At 45.9% G+C, this 516-nt stretch carries 1 protein-coding gene; it reads right to left on the bottom strand.

Annotated features, from left to right (window positions below; all coding sequences use genetic code 11):
* Positions 1-516: IS256 family transposase (locus tag FAY33_RS19140; RefSeq protein WP_143323074.1), on the bottom strand; the 516-nt coding region annotated here is incomplete at both ends.

Genomic DNA, 516 nt, shown 5'->3' with positions numbered 1-516 from the left:
GAGCAGCTTCTTCTGTAGGGGCTGCATAAACCCTCTTCAAATCTGCCATAAGCACCTTGATGTCCTTGTAGGAAACAAACCGGGTGGAATTGCGGATCTGATGGATAATACAGTGCTGCACCTCGGCTTTCGGAAAGACAGCTTCGATTGCCTGTGGGAAACAAGTAAGGCCATCAATGCAGGCAATTAAGATATCTTCAACGCCACGGTTTTTTAGCCCGTTCATAATGGAAAGCCAAAACTTAGCACTTTCATTTTCACCAACATACATTCCCAGGACGTCTTTATGCCCGGTCATGTTAATACCGATTGCAATGTAAACGGCCCGCTTTACATTGCGTCCTTCGTGCCGTACATGATAGTGAATGGCATCCATGAAGACTACCGCATAGATTTCTTCCAGAGGACGTTCCTGCCATTCACGGACAATAGGCAGGATTTTATCCGTGATCCGGCTGATGGTGCTGTCTGAGATATCAATGCTATAAAGCTCACGCATATGACTTTCGATATCTG

Source organism: Clostridium sp. HBUAS56010 (assembly GCF_007115105.1).
In the GTDB taxonomy this organism is placed as follows: Bacteria; Bacillota; Clostridia; order Lachnospirales; family Lachnospiraceae; genus Lacrimispora.
The sequence above is the reverse complement of the archived record's forward strand: the minus strand, read 5'-3'. Positions and strand labels throughout refer to the sequence as shown.